An 18039-nucleotide genomic window follows, 5' to 3' on the forward strand; every position below is an offset into this window, starting at 1 on the left:
AGGACCACGATGACCATCGCTCTTCATGCGCACCGCGAGAACGAAGCCTCGCGCCGCGGCCGGTCCATCTGGATCGCGCGCTGCATGCGCTTTTTGCCGATCGTGCCGACGCTTTTGTTCCTGCTGGTGTTCTTCATCGTGCCGGTTGGCGAAATTCTGCAAGGCGGACTTGTCAGCGCCGAAGGGCAGGTCGGTTTCGCGCAGTTCGAGCGCATTGCGCGCACGCCGGTCTACGCAAAGGTGCTGTGGATCACCTTCGCCATTTCGTTCATGACGGCGGCGCTATCCATTCTGCTCGGCTATCCGGTCGCCTATATGCTGAGCCGTCTGTCCGAGCGAGCACGCGAACGCTGGCTGTTGTGGATCATGCTGCCGTTCTGGACCAGTTATCTGGTAAAGACCTACGCATGGATGCTGCTGCTCTCCAAGACGGGTGTGCTGTCGACCATCGCGTTGTCGCTCGGCCTCGTGCGCGAGACGAGCGGCACCATTCCGTCGCTCACCGGCGTGCTGATCGGCATGGTGCATTCGATGCTGCCGCTCGCCGTGATGACCATGTTGCCGGTCATGCGCGGCATCGACGATCGGCTCGCGCAAGCCGCCGAAACGCTCGGCGCCGAACGCAGCACGAGCTTTTTCACGGTGTTTCTGCCGCTGTCGTCGCCGGGTGTCGCGGCGGCCGGCCTGCTCGTGTTTATATCGAGCCTCGGCTTCTTTATCGTGCCGGCGCTGCTGGGCTCGCCGAAGGAGACGATGGTCGCGCAACTCGTTATCTCGTCGGTGCTGGAGCTTTTCGACATGCGCTTTGCAGGTGCGCTGTCGACCGTGTTGCTGGTCTGCTCGATCGTGATCTTCTTCGTGTACGACCGCATGGTGGGCCTCACGTCGCTCACTGGCGAAGTCGCGGAGCGCCAGCGCGGCTCGCGTGCGCAAGGCGTCAAGCTCGCGCTTCTGATCGCGGCGGGGCGCGTGTTCGCGCCGTTCATGATGCGCCGCAAGACGCACGCCGAAGAGGGCGCGCGCGCGGTGAGCCCGCTCGGTTTCTATACGTGCGTGATCATGGTCGTGCTCGTCGTGCCGGTGCTTTCCGTGATTCCCTATGCGTTCACGAAGAGCGACTACATTTCTTTCCCGCCGAAACTTTTCAGCGTGCGCTGGTTCGGCACGTTCATGGATTCGCCGGTGTGGCAAAGCGCGATTGTCCGCTCGTTCGAAGTGGGTCTCGGCACCGCGCTGCTGTCGCTGCTGCTCGGCTTTGGCGCCACACTCGCGATGACGCGCATGCCGCGCCGCGCGAGCAAGCCGATCTTCGCGCTGCTGGTCGCACCGCTCATCGTGCCGCGTATCGTGGTGGCAGTCGGCCTGCTATATCTGTTCGGGCGCTTTGGGCTCACGGGCACTAACCTCGGCCTCGTGATCGGCCATACGGTGCTCGCGATTCCGTATGTGGTCGTGACGCTCGCTGCCGGCTTTCAGCGCTTCGACTGGCGTCTCGACGACGCCGCGCGCGTGATGGGCGCGTCGCCATTGCGGCGCATCACGTCGATCGTGTTGCCGCTTCTCATGGCAAGCGTGACGGCCGCGTTTCTGTTCGCATTCCTCGTTTCGTTCGACGACCTGACGATCGCGATCTTCGTTTCCGGCGGCATCAACTCGACGCTGCCCAAGCAGATGTGGGACGACATTCAGCTCGCGATTACGCCGACGCTTGCAGCCGTGTCGACCACGCTCGTCATTCTGATCGCGCTCGTCGTCGCGGTTTCCTCCTGGCTCAAGCGCAAGACGCGCTGAGTCTTCGTATTTCGACCGGTTCACACATGCATCGTTATCCAGAATATTTCGCTCATCGGCACGCCAACGACGAGCTCGACTGTGTACCGCTGCTCGCAGCGGGATTGCGCCGCGACCCAGCGCGCGCCATCGTGCATTTCGAGGATCGCGCAATCACGTGCGAAGACGCCGCTCGTCACGTCGTGCAATTGCAACGCTGGTTTGCCGCGCAAGGTCTCGAGCAGGGCGACCGCGTCGCCGTGATGCTCGGCAACAGTCCCGAGCATATCCATTTGATCTACGCGCTGCATTTGAGCGGTCTGGTGTGGGTGCCCGTCAACACGAAGCTGCGCGCGGCGGGTCTCGAATATCTGCTGCAGCATGCAGAGCCGAAGCTCTTCGTCGTCGACGATGAATTCGACGCGCTGACGACGCAGCTCGATCGCGGCGCGGCGCGGCGCACGCATCTGCCGGCATTCGATGCGCACGACACGAGCGCGGAGTTCGCGACGCCGGCCATCGGCGTGCACGACCCGCTGTGCATCATCTACACGTCGGGTACGACCGGCGCGCCGAAGGGCGTCGTCTTCACGCACAGGATGATGCGCATTGCGAGCGAGGCGGCACTTCGCGTGGCGGACGTGCGCGACGGCGACCGGCTCTTTCTGTGGGAGCCGTTGTGCCACATCGGCGGCGCGCAGATGCTGTTGCTGCCGTTTCTTGCCAACGTGACGCTGCACGCTGTGCCGCGCTTCTCGGCATCGCAGTTCTGGCAGCAGATCGGGCGCGCGGGCGCAACGCAACTGCATTATCTCGGCGGCGTGCTCGATATCCTGATGCAGTTGCCCCGCAGGGAACAACCTGTGGAGCACACGCTGCGCGTAGCGTGGGGCGCGGGCGTGAGCGCTTCGTCGTGGGAGTCGATCCAGACGCGGCTGAACGTGTCGTTGCGCGAGTGTTACGGCATGACCGAATGTTCGAGCTTCGCGACGGCGAACGTGACGGGCAAGGCCGGTTCGATCGGCCGCGCGCTGCCCTGGATAGACATCGCATTGCTAGATGAAAACGGCCGTCCTGTGAAAGAGGGCGAGGCGGGCGAGATCGTGCTGGCAAGCAAGGTGGAGGGCACTTTTTTGCCGGCGTATCTGAAGAATCCCGACGCGACGAAAGCCGCTTTGCGCAACGGCCGGCTTCATACCGGCGACCGCGCGCGTCGCGACGCGGACGGCGATCTGTTCTTTATCGGCCGGCAGACAGACAGCATGCGCGTGCGCGGCGAGAACGTGTCCGCTTGGGAAATCGAACGCATTTTCGCGGCACATCCGGCGATCCGCGCGAGCGCGGCAATTGGCGTCGCCTCGGTGATCGGCGAGCAGGATATCTTGCTCGACGTGCAGTTCAAGGACGAACCGGTGGAGTGGCAGGCATTGCACGCGTGGGCGTGCGAGCGTCTCGCGAGTTTCCAGTTGCCGCGCTATTACCGCGCGGTGCCCGGCTTCGAGATGACGGCGAGCGAGCGCGTGAAGAAACACCTGCTGTCCCGCGACACCGCCGACGCGTGGGACCGGCTCGCAACCGCAAAGCAGTAGCTATCGTATATAGATAGCGTTTTAGGGCTATGCGATAATTCTGCGTTCGAACCGGATAGAAACTAACCTGATGAGCGACGAGCCCAAAGCCCCGCGCAAGCGCAAAACTTCTGCGGCAAAGCCGCCGACCGAAGCGGCCGACCCGACCGCGTCTTCGCTTTATGTGCAGTCCGTGGAAAAGGCGATGAAGGTGCTCACCGCGTTCGACGGCAGCAAGCGTCAGTTGTCGCTCTCGGAGATCTCGTCGTTCACGGGTTTCGACATGAGCGCCACGCAGCGCTTCACTTATACGCTCGCCGCGCTCGGCTATCTCTTCAAGGACCCGGACAGCCGCAAGTATGAACTGTCGCCGCGGCTTCTCGACTTCACATATCACTATCTCACGTCGAACGATCTGGTGAGCCGGGCGACGCCTTATCTGCAGCAACTCGGCTCCGAGACGGAAGAGGCGACCAACCTCACCGTGCTGGACGACACGGACATTGTGTTCGTGCTGCGGATCGTGAGCCGCAACGTGTTCAACGCGCACGTCATCACCGGCTCGCGGCTGCCCGCGTATTGCACCGCGCCCGGCCTCGCCATTCTGGCGACGCTCGCCGACGGCGAGATCGACGACATTCTGTCGCGCACGAATCTCGTGCCATACACCGCAGCCACCGTCTACCAGCCGCGCAAGATCAGGGAGCGTATCGCGCAGATCCGCAAGCAGGGCTACGCGCATACCGAAGACGAATACTTCGTGAGCGATATTTCGACGGCGGCCGCGATTACGAACGCACGCGGGCGCGGCATCGGCGCGGTCAATATTGCGGTGGCGCGCTCGCGCTGGCAGGCGGATCGCGACGAAAAGCGCTTCGCCGATCTGGTCATTTCCACCGCCTCTGCAATCTCCACACGGCGGCGCGTCGAATAGCGCCGCTCCCGTATTCCCTGGTTGTGCCGGGCGCTGCGCGTCGTCATTCCGTCCGCGGCACGCTCCATGCTGGATTCTCCGAAAACGGCAAGCGCGCCGTGAAATCGGGAGACAGTCATGAATATGGTGAAAGTGGCAGGCATCGCGTTGGTGCTGTGCGTCGGCAGCACGGCCTATGCGCAGCAAAGTGGTAACGCGCCGGCGAACAGCGGCACGCAAAGCGGCAAGCAAGCTCAGCCTGGACAGGCCGGGCGCACCGTCGACGAACCCGCGGCGCAGGGCGCGCCCGGCAACAAGCCGGGAACGCTGATGGACAAGCGCGCAAATGCAATGTCGCCGGAGGGAGCGTCCGGGCCGGGCCGAACGGGTGAGGTCAAGCAGTAAAGGCAACGAGAACGGTCGTCGCCTATGCATGCAAACCCGGGCGACGACCCCAGTCAGCGTCGTGCCGTAGCGGCGCATCCAACCGTTGTTCTTTCGGGGCGCGGAGAACCTCGATGCATGCAGCGCTGCGAGGCGAGGCGAGGCGTGGAGGGTGCTGCGTCAGCCGGACGGTGTATCTGCTCCCGGCTGCCTCTTTCCGATTGCCACGTGCGCCGCGATTTCGATGGCGGTGTGCGCGGCGTCGTGCCCGGCAGCGCCGCACCGGGACGCATCGGAAGGATAGCGAAGCGCTTCGTTGCCTATAATCGGCTCCGGTGGAGCGACGGAGTCGATGTGTCATCCGGAGGCGGCTCGAGAGCCGAAATTTTCTTCCCGGCGTGTCGATTTTGATGGTCTTCCTTCGTCGTCCCCATAGCGGCATGCGGCCTCGCCGCCCATCTGGCCGATACTGACAGGAGACGCTCAATGACGATTCAGAAGATCACCCCCTTTCTCTGGTATTCCACCGAAGCCGAGGAGGCTGCGGCCTTCTACACAAGCATCTTTCCGGACTCGCGCGTAGTCCGCGTCACGTCGGTGCCGAGCGCCGGCGCCACGAAGGTCGTCGAGTTCGTTCTGTTCGGACAGCCGTTCATCGCAATGAGCTCCGCCGGCAACGACCCGTTTAACCACGCCGTCTCGCTCCTCGTGAATTGTGCCGATCAGGCGGAAGTGGACCGCTACTGGGACGCGCTTCTCGAAGGCGGTGGCACGCCCGACGCCTGCGGCTGGCTGAGAGACCGCTTCGGCGTGTCGTGGCAGATTGCTCCGGCCGACGTCATCGCCATGATGGCCGACCCGGATCGGGAAAAAGCGCGGCGCGCCGCCGAGGCCATGATGAAGATGGTGAAGTTCGACGTCGCCGCGCTGAAGGCGGCGTATGCAGGCACGGCGGACTAGCGCCTGGCGCCTGGCACTTCGTACGGCGTGTTGCGCGAATCGAGCCGATGAAACCGGGCTCCGCGACATATGCGGACCCCGGGCGCTTGCATGGGCTCGTCAGCTCGCCTTCCAGCGCGCGTCCACGACGCTCAGCTTGCCTGGAATCAGCTTGAGGGCGCTGAAGGTGTCGGCGATCTGTTGCTGATAGGCAAGGGTGGCGTCGGTGATCGGCTGCACGCCGTAGCCGGTGCGCTTGAGCGCGACTTCGAGCGTGGCCGCGTCGAGTCCCACGAGCGGCGACAGCAACGTGGCCACCTCGGTCACGTTGTCGCGTCCCCAACTGTCTACCGCGTTGATCTCTTCGAGCAGCGCATTCAGCAGTTGCGGCTGCGCCGCCGCGAACTTGCGCGCCGCCACGTAGTACTGCGTGTTGCGCACGAGCCCGTCCCCATTCGCGATGGTGCGCGCATTAGCCTGCTTTTCGATGGCGGCCAGATAGGGGTCCCAGATCACCCATGCGTCCACGCTGCCCTGAACGAACGCGGCGCGCGCGTCGGCGGGCGTCAGGTAGACGGGCTCAATGTCCGAATACGACAGTTGCGCCTGCTGCAGCGCCTTGACGAGCAGGAAGTGGACATTCGAGCCCTTGTTGAACGCGACCTTCTTGCCGCGCAACTGCGCCACGCTGCGAATCGGCGAATCGTTCGGGACGACGATCGCTTCGCCACGCGGCGCTGGCGGCTCGTTGCCGATATAAACGAAGTCGACGCGACCCGCCTGCGCGAAAATCGGTGGCGTCTCGCCGACGGTACCCACATCCACTGCGCCCGCATTCAGCCCTTCCAGCAACTGCGGTCCGGCAGGGAACTCGAGCCACTGAACCGCGATTCCCTCGCTCGCTAGCCGCTTTTCCAACGTGCCGCGCGCCTTGAGCACGACGAAGTTGCCGTACTTCTGAAAGCCGATGCGAATGCGTTTGTTGTTGCCTTGCGCATGGGCAGCGCTGCTCGTGAAGGGCGCGACAGGCGAAAGTACGCCGCCGAGCGCGGCGCCCGTCAAGCCGGCTGCCGCGCCTTGCAGGAGGCGGCGCCTGCGTGTGTCGATCGAATCGTTGCGTGTGCTCATCGGTGCCTGGCTCTGTGCGTGAAAGGTGGCCGCGCGGACTGTCGCAATCGCGCGAGATTCGCGTTGAACTGGCGACGTTAAATCGAGGCGCGCGCAAATCCAACCAATGTTTGCGCATAAGAAAAGCAGCGAATCGACGATAGCGTCGACGCGAACTCTGCAAGGCTGGGCACGCGGCGACTCAACGAAGCACGGGTTTCCGGCCATGCGCAATCGTCCCCGGTCTTCGCGGGCGCGTGCGGCAAGCGAGGTCATTCAAGCGGCGGCATGGTGAACGATGCCGCGACCATCGGCCTCAATGCGAAGAGACATACTCCGAACCAGCATGCGCGGGCGGAATCGCGAAACTTGCCCGCATGCGCCGCGCTTCTGCGGCAGGTGTGAGCCCGAAAAGCCGCTTGAACTCGCGATTGAACTGCGACGTGCTCGCATAACCGACCGCATTGCTTGCTGCCTCGGCGGTCATGTCCTGTCGCAACATGAGCAGGCGGGCCTGGTGCAAGCGCGTCGACTTCACGTACTGCATCGGCGATGTATGCGTGATGGCCTTGAAATGCGTATGAAACGTGGGAACGCTCATGCCGGCTTCGCTCGCGAGTTCGGCGAGGTCGAGCGCGCCGGCATAGTCGGAATGAATCCGGCGCAGCGCTTTGCCGATCTTGCCGAACTGCCCGTGCATGGCCAGCGCGGCGCGCATCACGTTGCCCTGCGCGCCTGTGAGGACGCGAAAGTACAGTTCGCGCAGGAGGCCGGGACCGAGAACCGCTGCATCGAGCGGGCGGTTCATCGCTTCCAGGAAGCGCAGCACGGAGTTTTGCAGCGCCTCGTCCATAGGGCTCGACATCATGCTCTGCGGCGCTTGCGCGTGGTCGGCCATTTCATGACGTTCGATCTCGGTTATCAGTTCCGCGGCCAGCTTGAAGTCGAGGTGCAAGTAGATAGCGAGGAGCGGGTGCTCCGGGGTCGCGTCGGTCTCCATTGTGAAGGGCACCGGCACCGACACCGCAAGATAGTGCTGCTCGTCGTACACGTAAAGCTGATCGCCGAAATAGCCACGCTTGCGTCCCTGGCAGACGATCACGATGCCCGGGTCGTACAGCACGGGCGTGGACGACAAGGGCCGGTCCGAGCGCAAGATGCGCACGCCAGGCAGCGTCGTCAGGTTGTAGCCCTCTTCGGGCGCCAGTGCGCGCAGTAGCGCGGCCATCTTCCGCTGGTCTTTGCGAAGAGGTTGGCGGGCAGCGCCCGTCTCGCGGGGTGGTCTCCGAGCGGTCATAAGAATAGGCAAGAAAAACCCACGATTCGGCCTCAAATTGGCAAGGTGAAGAGAATAGTATGCACTTTCTGTTCAACTTGCGAAAAGAGGCGTCATGGCATCGATCAAGACTTTGCTTATCACCGGCGTGAGTAGCGGTTTCGGCCGCGCGCTCGCTCAGGAAGCGCTTGCTGCGGGTCACCGTGTGGTCGGCACGGTGCGCAGCCACGCGTCAAAAAACGAGTTCGAGGCGCTTGCGCCCGACAGGGCATTCGGCCGCGTGCTCGACGTGACCGACTTCGACGCTATCGACGGCGTCGTGGCCGAAGTGGAGGCAAGCGTGGGCCCGGTGGATGTCCTCGTGAACAATGCCGGTTACGGCCACGAGGGCGTCATGGAAGAGTCGCCGCTCGCCGAGATGCGGCGGCAGTTCGACGTCAACGTATTCGGCGCGGTGGCAGTGATCAAAGCGGTACTGCCGTATATGCGCAAACGCCGCCGCGGCCACATTCTCAACATCACGTCGATGGGCGGCTACATCACGATGCCCGGCATCGCCTATTATTGCGGCAGCAAATTCGCGCTAGAGAGCATTTCAGAAGCGCTCGGAAAGGAAGTGCAGCCGTTCGGCATCGCGGTGACCGCCGTCGCGCCGGGCTCTTTTCGCACGGACTGGGCGGGCCGCTCGATGGCCCGCACGCCGCGCTCCATCCCGGACTATGACGCCTTGTTCGATCCCGTGCGAAAGGCTCGCGAAGAGAAGAGCGGCAAGCAGACCGGTGACCCTGTCAAGGCTGCCCGCGCGATGCTGGCAGCGATCGCTGCCGAGCGGCCCCCCACGCATCTTCTGCTTGGCAGCGATGCGCTTAGCCTCGTGCGCGCGAAACTGTCGGCACTGACCGATGAAATCGCCACGTGGGAATCCGTCACGCTGTCTACCGACGCCTGAGCGTGCTGCTGCATGAAGAGCGTGATCGCATTGTGCTTAAGCAAAGGAGGACGGCGCGAGCGGCAACGTGTGCCGCTGCTGTCTTCAGGTGATCACGCCCAACTGCCAGGGCACGAACTCGCTTTGTCCGTAGCCGTTCACTTCGCTTTTCGAAGGCACACCCGATGCGCATTCGAGCATGCGCGCGAAGATAGCGTCTCCGAGTTCTTCAATCGAAGCCGATCCGTCTATCACGCCGCCGCAATTAATGTCCATGTCGTCTTCCTGCCGTTCCCACAACGCGGTATTCGTCGCGAGTTTCAGCGAAGGCGAGGGCGCGCAGCCGTAGGCCGAACCTCGCCCTGTCGTGAAGCAGATCAGGTTCGCACCCGCCGCGACCTGGCCTGTCGCGGACACCGGGTCGTAACCTGGCGAATCCATGAAGACGAATCCCTTCGCGTCGATGCGCTCGGCGTACTGATACACGTCGACGAGATTTGTCGTTCCACCTTTGGCAACCGCGCCTAAAGACTTCTCGAGTATCGTCGTCAAGCCGCCGACCTTGTTTCCCGCAGAGGGATTGTTGTCGAGCGCCGCGCCGTTTCTCGCGCAATACTCTTCCCACCACGCAATGCGTGCCAGCAGTTTTTCGCCTACCGCGCGACTGACGGCGCGCCGCGTGAGCAGATGTTCCGCGCCGTACACTTCCGGCGTCTCCGAGAGAATCGCCGTGCCGCCGTGCTGCACCAGACGATCGACCGCTGCACCGAGCGCGGGATTGGCCGAAATGCCGGAGTATCCGTCGGATCCGCCGCACTGCAAACCGACGATCAGGTGCGATGCGGGCAACGGCTCGCGCGTCATACGGTTAGCATCGGCGAGCATCTCGTTCACCATCTCGATGCCACGCTCTATCGTTTTCTTCGATCCGCCGGAATCCTGAATCGTAAAGCTGCGCAACTGTTCCGTGTCCTTCAATCCGGCAGACTCGAGCACGCCTGCAATCTGGTTCGTCTCGCAGCCAAGTCCGACGAACAGCACCGAGTGGAAGTTCGGATGAACCGCATATCCGGCAAGCGTGCGCCGCAAAACCGCAAGCCCTTCGCCGAGCGTATCGATGCCGCAGCCTAGTCCGTGCGTCAATGCGACGACGCCGTCGACATTCGGATAGTCGGCGAGAGCGTGCGGATTCACGTCGCGCCGGAAGTGATCGGCGATGGCACGCGCGACGGTGGCCGAACAGTTCACACTCGTCAATACGCCGATGAAGTTGCGCGTCGCAACTCGCCCGTCGGCGCGACGAATACCCATGAAGGTCGCGGGCTCGGCGGCATATTGCGTTGCATGCACAGCGACGCCGAATTCGTGAGCGCGCGCAAACTCGGCCATGCCGAGATTCTGAACGTGGACGTGCTGGCCACGCTGGATCGGCTGCGTCGCTATTCCGATGATCTGGTTGTAGCGTTTGACCGGCTCGCCGGCAGCGATAGCGCGTGTCGCGATCTTGTGGCCCGGCGGAATCAGTCCGGCGACCACGAGATCTTCCGACGCGATGCGCGCGCCCGACATCAACTGCCGGGTTGCGATGACGACGTCGTCGTTTGCGTGCAGGCGAATGACTGCAGGATCAAATTGTGTCGATTGACTGGACATGGTGTTCATACCGTTGAATGAGCGGGGCTGCGCGCAGCGTCGTTTGCATCGCTGTCGACGGGCAACGGCTCGATCTTCTTCACAATGACGAGGTAGCTGAACGCGCCAAGCACGCAGAAGCCTCCCGCCACGCACAGCGGAATCGTGAACGAGCCGTGCGTCAACGAAACCATCAGACCGGTGAACGTGGTGATCACAATGCCCGCGCAATTCGACGCGAAATTCTGGATGCCGCCGATAGAGGCGACGTGATCGGGCGTTGGGGCGACGTCAGCGGGCAGCGACCAGATGCTCGCGGCGGCGAATGCGAGGCTTCCATAAGCGATGCCGAAAAAGGCGAGCATCAGGTAGATGTTCGTCGTGAATGCGCACAGCGTAATGACCGACGACAGCAGCATACCGCTGACCATGCAGGTCTTGCGGGCCTTAGTAAGGCTCCAGCCGCGGCGATACAGCGCGTCGGAAACGAAGCCGCCGAGCCAGCCGCTAGGAATCGCCATCAGCGCCGGAATCATGCCGAGTGTGCCGAGCGACTTCAGCGAAAAACCGCGCGTCTGAACAAGATAGCTGGGAAACCAGGTAATGAAGAAATAGATGACGAAGTTCAGGCAGAAGAAGCCGAGCATCATGCCCCACAGCGTGCGATGCCTGAAGAGCGAAAGCCACGGCACCTTTTGACCAGGGACGGCGTCTTGCGGGGCAGCCGTATCGGACTCGCCGGTCAGATCGCCGCGCGAGGGATTGCGGTACACCAGAAACCATCCGAGAACCCAAACGAAGCCGACCACGCCCGTGATGACGAACGACGCTTCCCAGCCGAGCCCACTGATGATGAGCGCCACCACCGGAATCGATAATGCCGAGCCGACGCGCGATCCGCTGTCGAAGATACTTGTAGCAAGCGCGCGTTGTGCGGGCTTGAACCATTGACTCACGAGCTTGGCACACGAAGGATAGGCACCGGCTTCGCCAATGCCTAGCAGCAGACGGCAACCGAACATGGCGCCGACGCTACTCGCTGCCGCCGTCAGCGCCGTAAAAAGAGACCACCAGCCAACCGCGAGCGGCAACGCGATGCGCGCACCAACCCGATCGACGAACCAGCCGAACGGCATTTGCATCAACGCGTAAGTCCAGAAGAAGCCGCTCAGGATAAGACCCATTTGAGCGGGACCGATATCCAGAGCTTTCTGGATGGCGGGCGCCGCGACGGCCATGTTCGCGCGGTCGATATAGTTGATCGCGATAGCAAGAAAGCACAGCAGTATCACTATCCAACGCATGTTGCGCATATTTGTCTCCTTAGTTTTTAGTGACGGCCTCTCGCTTCGAGCTGGGCCGCCTGTTTCGATCAAGACCGGTAACGAACCGATTATGAACGACTAGGTACCGGCTAGCGCAGCCTTGAGGCGCTTTTGCTCGACCCGCACGCCCAGTTCGCTGGCGAGTTCAACGACAGGTTTGAGCCGGCGCTGTTTCTTTTCCTGATGGTTGCCGGCGATATCGGCAAGCCGGTGCGCGAGAAACGGATTGCTGAAGCGGTCTCGCACATCGTCGAGATACTTCGTGGCAATTTCCAATTGGCCCAACGCTTCGAACACGGGAAGCACTTCGTCCTTCCATGTCGATTCGAGCGTTGCACGCCACGATTCGTTTCGCATGCCGTCGAGGACGGTGGCGGCCGGCTCGCCTTGCGAATCGAGCCAGCATTGCGCAAGCATCGTATGACCGAGGTTCAGCAGGAAGAGCTTCAATCGTTCGTGGTGCGCCAGATCGTCGGTAATGACGATGCTTTCGTGACGGCAGGGCAATACCATGCCTTCCTGCTGTTCGATCGCCCATAACGCATACGGCTCGGCTACGGCGCCGACCGGCTCGATGGCTTCGGAGACGATCCGGTCGACCAGCGAATTCACCCAGATGCAATCGTTCGTCAGATAGCGCAGAAAGTCAGCCTCCATCCGCCAGCCGCGCGCGACCGAAAGCACCAGATCTCGCAACACGTCGCCGTTTCGCGAAACCAGTTCGCACGGCAGCAGCGTAATCGCCTTGCCTCCCGCGCGATAGCGTTCATGCAACAGAACGGCCAGTTTCGCCGCAAAGCCGCGTGGCGCTGTGCGGCCGTCGAGCACCGATGCGGTATCTTCGGCAAAGAGCGCATAGCCGTTGTCCGCGGTATTCGAAACGATCACTTCTACTTCGTCGCGGATGCGTTCGAGCAACAGCGGCCAGTCGTCGTCGGCATGCAGCGCTTGTGCAACGCTGTCACATTCGATGGTCAGGTCGACGGTTTCCTTGCGATGCAAGCCGCGAATGCGAACGGGGTAGCGCGCGTTTGCCCGGATCGCGTCGATGCGCGTACGACTTTGTGCGCTCGCGGTGGTCTGCACCATCGCGATTTTTCCGAGCGCGTGATCTGGATTGCGACGCGCGGCTTCGCAGACGAACAGGTCGACATGCGCCTGCAAGAATCGGCTGGTCCCGAACTGAAGGATCGGACAGGGCGTGTTTGTCATGCTCGGATTCCGTTCGTTAGCATTCGACGATGGCTTTCACGACGCCGGCTGACGGATCGAGCAGCTTCGCGAAATCGGTGGGAAGAGACGACAACGGCAAGCGGTGCGTGTTCAAAGCCGCGTCGGGGATTTTGCCCGCACGCATCGCGTCCAGAACCGTATCGAAGTCTTCGAGCGTCGCGTTGCGGCTTCCAAGCAGCGTCGCTTCGCGCTTATGGAACTCCGGATCCGAGAACGATATGACGTCCTTCACGACGGAGATCAGCACATATTTTCCACCGTGCGCGATGAATTCGAAGCCACGGCGCATGGCGTCCGCATTGCCGGTTGCGTCGAACACCACATCGAAGAATTCGCCGCCGGTCAGCTCGCTCAGCGCTTCGACATCGCCGTTGCCGACGGCGACTGACGCTGCCACGCCTAGCTTCCCGGAACAGAAGTTCAAGCGATCGGCTCTGGAGTCGAGCGCGGTGACCGTTGCGCCCCGAAGGCCCGCGAATATCATCGCAGCCATGCCGATCGGGCCCGCGCCGACGACCAGCACACGCTGGCCGGCGCTGACGTCCGCGCGTCGGACTGCGTGCGCGCCAATGGCGAGGAATTCGACCATCGCGGCCTGATCGAGCGTAACGCCGTCCGCTTTGCGAACGAATTGAGCGGGGACGCTTAGATATTCGGTCATCGCGCCGTCGCGATGCACCCCGAGTACTTTGATGTTCACGCAACAATTGGTCTTGCCGTGGCGGCAGGCAATACATTTGCCGCACGACAGATAAGGCATGACGTAGACCGCGTCGCCGGCAGCGAGGCCGGACTCCGCATCGGCTGCCTCGACCGTGGCCGACAGCTCGTGGCCCATCACGCGTGGGTATTCGAGGTACGGTTGATTGCCCGTGAAGATGTGCATGTCGGTTCCGCATACACCGACGCGCCTGACCCTGAGCAACACTTCGCCCGGCCCACGTTCGGGAATCGAGCGCGTTTCGGATCGAAGAGTGCCGGGCTTCTCGCAGACAACTGTAAGCATGACTAAATGACCTATGTGGGCTTTTTTATCGAAAAGTTGGGCAAGACGAAACATCGTCTATGTGGGCGTGGTTCGGCTGCCCTGACAGCGGCGCCGTTGCCGCCTGATCTGATCCAAAGCGGGACCGAAGCTGAATAGCCTTGCATTCGCTGAACGTAGAATAGCTTTCCCTTTCAGAATTGGTCAAGCCACTTTGGCAATTTGCGGGTAAATACGGAGTTTGACGCGCCGCTGGTGCGCATATTCTCAGCATAACCGCGCGCTTTTCCTGCATTTGCGACGTGCATGGTCAGGCCAGTTGGGTACGTCAGGGATTTGGACCATGGAACTCAAATCGGTACAGCCGCGTCGGCTCTATCACCTGATCGGCGATCAGATCCGGGCCTATATCGCGACAAACCATCTGTCGACGGGCGACCGGCTTCCGCCCGAGCGCGATCTCGCGCAGCAGCTGAACGTGTCGCGACCTTCGGTGCGCGAGGCGTTGATCGCGCTCGAGATACAAGGCGTCGTCGAGATCCGGATGGGCGCGGGAGTCTTCGTTCGCTCCATCGCACCGGTCCCGGACGCGCTTCGCGACAAAATAGGCGATAGCCCCAGCGACATCATGCAGGCGAGAGCGGCAATCGAAGGTTGTGTCGCATCGTTGGCATGCGCGCGTCTCACCGACCAGGGGCTGGCCCGTCTGCAAGCACTCGTCGCGGACATGCGCCGCTCGATTGCGCAAGGCGGCTCGCCGGTGGAAGCAGACCGGCAGTTTCATATCTGCATCGCCGAGATCGCGCAGAACGCGGTGTTTACACGGCTGGTTGGCGAACTGTTCGACGAGCGACACGCGCCCATTGCTGAAAAGCTGCGAATGCAAACGGAGAATGCCTCGACATGGAGCGCGGCGCTCGTCGAGCACGAAAGGATCGTCGGGGCGCTGTGTGCGCGCGATCCACTGGAGGCGCAAGCCGCCATGCGCTCGCATTTGCGAGCCTCCGAGGCTCGCTGGGTTGGGTCGCTCGGTACAGGCAGCTGAAAGCCATGGTGCGGTAACTGCGCCGCAAGCGGAACGTTGTTCGTGTCTTTTTCACGGCGAATTAACGACTTGCGAATATTCGCGCTGCGCGGATTAATACTGTTTGAACCAGTTCGAACAGCCTCCACCATTTTTGGCGAAGTAATTAAGTGTCGATTTTATTTCCGGCCAGGTTTAATGTGCGAGCCAATAACGTTTGACGATAAACAAAGCATTTGCCTGTAAATAGCCGCCCGCACGCCGCGGCGCCCGTCCAGATCGCCATGGGTGGAAATCAGGGCCGACCGGCCATTTCCGCGACGCTGTATATCATATGTTTAAATAACGACTATCATCCTCAAACGCCGATGGTTTATTCGTTTGATAAACACCGTACCTTTCAGTTTAGAATGTTCACCCGACGCATCCCCGACTCGCATCCAGTTCATACATGGGATAAATGTCGGAAATTACCGGAATGAAACGACTGAGAGGTAATTCGTTCTTCCGTCTTCATTAATACAAAATTGTGAGAGACAACTCATGCTGAGTCCAAAAGAGTTCGCCACGCTGATGCTGGTCAAGGCCGCGCCCGACCAGATCGATATGTGCAGGCAAGAACTCGACACGCTGCTTGAACGCCAACTGGTTGCACTGGAGGAACTCGCTTGCGGTCACCAGCGCCTGCATGTGACCGGCGCGGGACATTCAATGCTCAACGCCGTGGCGCGAAAGCGCTGAGCCGCGCAGCAGCCACGTCCAGAATCCCTGTACTGAACGAAGGGCGGTAATGAACGAAGAATTAGTTAGCATCGTGATGGGCGTAGCGGTTCTCGTGATCGCGGCCGTCTTTGCAGTAGGTCACTATCGGCGAGAACATCGCCGCAGCAAGCTGCTACGGGAACTGGATCAGATGCCCGGGTGGTACTGGCAGCGCCATCAGCCACGCAACTGACTCAACTGATTCAACTGACGCAACGCGCGCCCGCGCTGGCTGTTTCGCTCAGCCCGTGAGGGATTAACGCTATTTGCCGCAGGCGCTCGCGAGCCGATAATCGACGGTTTCGACCGTTCCACAGCTCGACATGCGCGACCGAATCGACGACGAGATCACCTTCCGCAAACTGGAAGTGCTGCTCGCATTCATGCAGACCGGCAGTCTCGCGAAGGCGGCCGAGGCGCTGAACGTGAGCACGGTCAGCGTGCATCGCGCGCTGCACTCGCTCGAACAGGGTGTGCGCTGCGCACTGTTTCGCCACGAAGGCCGCAACCTCAAATCCACCGACGCGGCGCAAATGCTCGCCGACGTCGCGCAAGAAGTCATCACGCTGATGTCCGACGGCATCCGCGCGACGCGCGAGGCCGCGGGCTATTCGTCGGATCGCCTGAAGATCGGCTCGCTTTATTCACTGACTATCAGGACCGTGCCGGGCATCGTCGTCGACATCAAGGTACGGCGGCCGACGCTTCAGGTCGAACTGGTGCTCGGTCCGAATGCGGAACTGATCGAAAAGCTCAAGCAGGGCGCGATAGATGCGGCGCTGATGGCGTTGCCCGATGCCGAGCCCGAGGTCGAATCCATTCCGCTTTTCGAAGACGATATTTTCTTCGCCGCGCCCTCGAATTCGCCGTATGCAAACCTGGAGGCCGTCGATCTGCGCGACTGCCGCGACGAAACCTTCGTTTCGCTCGGCGAGGGGTTTGCTACTTATCACGGCTTTCAGGAAGCGTTTCGCGTCGCGGAGTTCACCCCCAACGTGACGATGCGAGTGGGCGACATCTATTCGCTGATGAACCTGGTAAGCGGAGGCGTCGGCTATACGCTGTTGCCCGGCCGCGTGCGAGGCGTATTCGGCGACAAGGTGCAGTTCATCCCGCTCAAACCGCAATATATGATGCGCCAGACGATCGGCGTCAGTTTCCTGCGGGCACGCGAGCGCGATCCGAACCTGCTCGCGCTCATGGCAGTGTGCCGACTTCGAACGAGAAACGCCGGTTGATGTTTTCGGGCCGCGGCTTCGTCGAGTGTCGAGCAATGCGAAGCGACGGCCGGTTCCAGGCGCGCGAAGCATAAGAGTTAGCGCCCGTGTTCGTGGCCGCTCGCGCGCGCGTCGCGAGGCGGTGCATGACGGCGCACCAAGGTCGCCACGCGCCATCCGCGAAAACCCGGCTGCGATAAAGCTCAACCGCCGACCAGTGCGCGCGTCGTGAAGAACAGCAGCGAAGGTCCGAGCAGGCAGCCCACGCCAGTATGAAACGTGGCAATCAGCGCGCCATAAGGAACGAGCCGCCGATCGGTGGCCGCCAGTCCCGCGCTCACGCCGCTGACGGTGCCCGCAAGGCCGCCGAAGATCATTGCGGATCGGGGCGTCTTGAGTCCCATGAAGCCGGCCGCGAGCGGCGTACCGATCATGACGATGATCGCCTTGATGAGGCCCGTCGCGATGCTGAGCGCGATTACGTCCGAGCTTGCACCGATCGCCGCGCCCGTCACCGGTCCGACGATGTAGGTGACCGCACCCGCGCCGATGGTCGTCATGCTGACCGCATCGGTATAACCGAACGCATGAGCGACGCTTGCGCCCACGATGAACGGCAGCACTGTGCCGAGCAGCAGCGAGACGACGCCGATGAGCCCGGCCTTGCGCGCTTCGGTGGCCTGCACCTCGAAGGCCGTCGCGACGATCGCGAAGTCCCGCAGCATCGCGCCGCCCATCAGGCCGACGCCGGCGAAGAGCGGCAGGTCCGCAAGACCTTTCTGGCCCGCGGTGAAGACTCCGCCGAAGTACGCGAGCACGAGTCCGATCACGATAGCGATCGCCGAGCCGTGCACGCGCCCGAACGTGAGCTTGCGCGAAATCACCGACGACACCCACATGATGAGCCCGACCAGCGCAAACGCTGTGACGAGGCCGTTGTGTATCAGTACTTTGTCGAGCATCTGGATCATGGCTG

At 62.0% G+C, this 18039-nt stretch carries 17 protein-coding genes; 10 read left to right on the plus strand and 7 right to left on the minus strand.

The window, feature by feature from the left end; all coding sequences use genetic code 11:
• Window positions 1-9: 9 nt before the first annotated feature.
• The 5 genes from JMY24_RS04955 to JMY24_RS04975 all read left to right on the plus strand — a co-directional run bounded on the left by JMY24_RS04955 (window position 10) and on the right by JMY24_RS04975 (window position 5595).
• Window positions 10-1791: an ABC transporter permease subunit gene (locus tag JMY24_RS04955; protein ID WP_128596980.1), complete on the plus strand. Its 1782-nt coding sequence runs from the start codon at window positions 10-12 to the stop codon at window positions 1789-1791.
• A gap of 26 nt (window positions 1792-1817) precedes the next feature.
• On the plus strand, window positions 1818-3359 hold the full coding sequence (locus JMY24_RS04960) for an AMP-binding protein (RefSeq protein WP_128596979.1): 1542 nt from the start codon (window positions 1818-1820) through the stop codon (window positions 3357-3359).
• A gap of 70 nt (window positions 3360-3429) precedes the next feature.
• The gene (locus tag JMY24_RS04965) at window positions 3430-4272 is read left to right on the plus strand and encodes an IclR family transcriptional regulator (RefSeq protein WP_128596978.1); all 843 of its coding nucleotides are present in this window, start codon (window positions 3430-3432) and stop codon (window positions 4270-4272) included.
• 117 nt (window positions 4273-4389) lie between these two features.
• Window positions 4390-4656 carry a hypothetical protein gene (locus tag JMY24_RS04970; RefSeq protein ID WP_128596977.1) on the plus strand — a complete coding sequence of 89 codons (267 nt, stop codon included), beginning with the start codon at window positions 4390-4392 and terminating at the stop codon, window positions 4654-4656.
• A gap of 465 nt (window positions 4657-5121) precedes the next feature.
• Window positions 5122-5595, plus strand: a complete 474-nt coding sequence (locus JMY24_RS04975; protein WP_128596976.1) for a VOC family protein — start codon at window positions 5122-5124, stop codon at window positions 5593-5595.
• 99 nt (window positions 5596-5694) lie between these two features.
• Here JMY24_RS04975 and JMY24_RS04980 read toward each other — a convergent pair whose 3' ends face one another.
• Both JMY24_RS04980 and JMY24_RS04985 read right to left on the minus strand, forming a co-directional pair.
• The gene (locus tag JMY24_RS04980; RefSeq protein ID WP_128596975.1) at window positions 5695-6702 is read right to left on the minus strand and encodes a sulfonate ABC transporter substrate-binding protein; all 1008 of its coding nucleotides are present in this window, start codon (window positions 6700-6702) and stop codon (window positions 5695-5697) included.
• A gap of 295 nt (window positions 6703-6997) precedes the next feature.
• Window positions 6998-7909, minus strand: coding sequence for an AraC family transcriptional regulator (locus tag JMY24_RS04985; protein ID WP_128596974.1), 912 nt, complete (start codon window positions 7907-7909; stop codon window positions 6998-7000).
• Window positions 7910-8072: 163 nt separating this feature from the next.
• Here JMY24_RS04985 and JMY24_RS04990 point away from each other — a divergent pair, with 163 nt between their 5' ends.
• Window positions 8073-8906: an oxidoreductase gene (locus tag JMY24_RS04990; protein ID WP_201701464.1), complete on the plus strand. Its 834-nt coding sequence runs from the start codon at window positions 8073-8075 to the stop codon at window positions 8904-8906.
• Between the two features lie 84 nt (window positions 8907-8990).
• On the opposite strand, the gene JMY24_RS04995 is transcribed toward JMY24_RS04990, so the two are convergent.
• From JMY24_RS04995 to JMY24_RS05010, 4 genes are all read right to left on the minus strand, one after another.
• Complete coding sequence (locus JMY24_RS04995; protein ID WP_128586746.1) at window positions 8991-10538, minus strand: UxaA family hydrolase; 1548 nt, start codon at window positions 10536-10538, stop codon at window positions 8991-8993.
• Between the two features lie 5 nt (window positions 10539-10543).
• Window positions 10544-11830: an MFS transporter gene (locus JMY24_RS05000; RefSeq protein ID WP_128596973.1), complete on the minus strand. Its 1287-nt coding sequence runs from the start codon at window positions 11828-11830 to the stop codon at window positions 10544-10546.
• 90 nt (window positions 11831-11920) lie between these two features.
• Complete coding sequence (locus JMY24_RS05005; RefSeq protein ID WP_128596972.1) at window positions 11921-13054, minus strand: mannitol dehydrogenase family protein; 1134 nt, start codon at window positions 13052-13054, stop codon at window positions 11921-11923.
• Window positions 13055-13070: 16 nt separating this feature from the next.
• Window positions 13071-14081, minus strand: coding sequence for a zinc-binding alcohol dehydrogenase family protein (locus JMY24_RS05010; RefSeq protein ID WP_128596971.1), 1011 nt, complete (start codon window positions 14079-14081; stop codon window positions 13071-13073).
• A 322-nt stretch (window positions 14082-14403) separates the two neighbouring features.
• Between JMY24_RS05010 and JMY24_RS05015 the strand changes: the two genes are divergently transcribed.
• The 4 genes from JMY24_RS05015 (at window position 14404) to JMY24_RS05030 (ending at window position 17084) form a co-directional block, all read left to right on the plus strand.
• Window positions 14404-15105, plus strand: coding sequence for a FadR/GntR family transcriptional regulator (locus tag JMY24_RS05015; protein WP_128586755.1), 702 nt, complete (start codon window positions 14404-14406; stop codon window positions 15103-15105).
• 522 nt (window positions 15106-15627) lie between these two features.
• Window positions 15628-15825, plus strand: coding sequence for a hypothetical protein (locus JMY24_RS05020; RefSeq protein ID WP_027775273.1), 198 nt, complete (start codon window positions 15628-15630; stop codon window positions 15823-15825).
• A 49-nt stretch (window positions 15826-15874) separates the two neighbouring features.
• Complete coding sequence (locus tag JMY24_RS05025; RefSeq protein WP_164853736.1) at window positions 15875-16039, plus strand: hypothetical protein; 165 nt, start codon at window positions 15875-15877, stop codon at window positions 16037-16039.
• 130 nt (window positions 16040-16169) lie between these two features.
• Window positions 16170-17084, plus strand: coding sequence for a LysR family transcriptional regulator (locus tag JMY24_RS05030; protein WP_128586757.1), 915 nt, complete (start codon window positions 16170-16172; stop codon window positions 17082-17084).
• Between the two features lie 182 nt (window positions 17085-17266).
• On the opposite strand, the gene madM is transcribed toward JMY24_RS05030, so the two are convergent.
• Complete coding sequence (gene madM, locus JMY24_RS05035) at window positions 17267-18034, minus strand: malonate transporter subunit MadM (protein ID WP_128586759.1); 768 nt, start codon at window positions 18032-18034, stop codon at window positions 17267-17269.
• Window positions 18035-18039: the final 5 nt, after the last annotated feature.

This window comes from Paraburkholderia kirstenboschensis (assembly GCF_904848585.1).
Taxonomy (GTDB): domain Bacteria; phylum Pseudomonadota; class Gammaproteobacteria; order Burkholderiales; family Burkholderiaceae; genus Paraburkholderia; species Paraburkholderia kirstenboschensis.

What these genes read in the sequence shown, in the direction of transcription:
- JMY24_RS04970 (WP_128596977.1), top strand. Translation starts at nt 4,390, where the DNA reads ATGAATATGGTGAAAGTGGCAGGCATCGCGTTGGTGCTGTGCGTCGGC.
- JMY24_RS04960 (WP_128596979.1), top strand. Translation starts at nt 1,818, where the DNA reads ATGCATCGTTATCCAGAATATTTCGCTCATCGGCACGCCAACGACGAG.
- JMY24_RS04965 (WP_128596978.1), top strand. Translation starts at nt 3,430, where the DNA reads ATGAGCGACGAGCCCAAAGCCCCGCGCAAGCGCAAAACTTCTGCGGCA.
- JMY24_RS05005 (WP_128596972.1), bottom strand. Translation starts at nt 13,054, where the DNA reads ATGACAAACACGCCCTGTCCGATCCTTCAGTTCGGGACCAGCCGATTC.
- JMY24_RS04995 (WP_128586746.1), bottom strand. Translation starts at nt 10,538, where the DNA reads ATGTCCAGTCAATCGACACAATTTGATCCTGCAGTCATTCGCCTGCAC.
- JMY24_RS04980 (WP_128596975.1), bottom strand. Translation starts at nt 6,702, where the DNA reads ATGAGCACACGCAACGATTCGATCGACACACGCAGGCGCCGCCTCCTG.
- madM (WP_128586759.1), bottom strand. Translation starts at nt 18,034, where the DNA reads ATGATCCAGATGCTCGACAAAGTACTGATACACAACGGCCTCGTCACA.
- JMY24_RS04975 (WP_128596976.1), top strand. Translation starts at nt 5,122, where the DNA reads ATGACGATTCAGAAGATCACCCCCTTTCTCTGGTATTCCACCGAAGCC.
- JMY24_RS05025 (WP_164853736.1), top strand. Translation starts at nt 15,875, where the DNA reads ATGAACGAAGAATTAGTTAGCATCGTGATGGGCGTAGCGGTTCTCGTG.
- JMY24_RS05000 (WP_128596973.1), bottom strand. Translation starts at nt 11,830, where the DNA reads ATGCGCAACATGCGTTGGATAGTGATACTGCTGTGCTTTCTTGCTATC.
- JMY24_RS05015 (WP_128586755.1), top strand. Translation starts at nt 14,404, where the DNA reads ATGGAACTCAAATCGGTACAGCCGCGTCGGCTCTATCACCTGATCGGC.
- JMY24_RS04990 (WP_201701464.1), top strand. Translation starts at nt 8,073, where the DNA reads ATGGCATCGATCAAGACTTTGCTTATCACCGGCGTGAGTAGCGGTTTC.
- JMY24_RS04955 (WP_128596980.1), top strand. Translation starts at nt 10, where the DNA reads ATGACCATCGCTCTTCATGCGCACCGCGAGAACGAAGCCTCGCGCCGC.
- JMY24_RS05020 (WP_027775273.1), top strand. Translation starts at nt 15,628, where the DNA reads ATGCTGAGTCCAAAAGAGTTCGCCACGCTGATGCTGGTCAAGGCCGCG.
- JMY24_RS05010 (WP_128596971.1), bottom strand. Translation starts at nt 14,081, where the DNA reads ATGCTTACAGTTGTCTGCGAGAAGCCCGGCACTCTTCGATCCGAAACG.
- JMY24_RS04985 (WP_128596974.1), bottom strand. Translation starts at nt 7,909, where the DNA reads ATGGCCGCGCTACTGCGCGCACTGGCGCCCGAAGAGGGCTACAACCTG.
- JMY24_RS05030 (WP_128586757.1), top strand. Translation starts at nt 16,170, where the DNA reads ATGCGCGACCGAATCGACGACGAGATCACCTTCCGCAAACTGGAAGTG.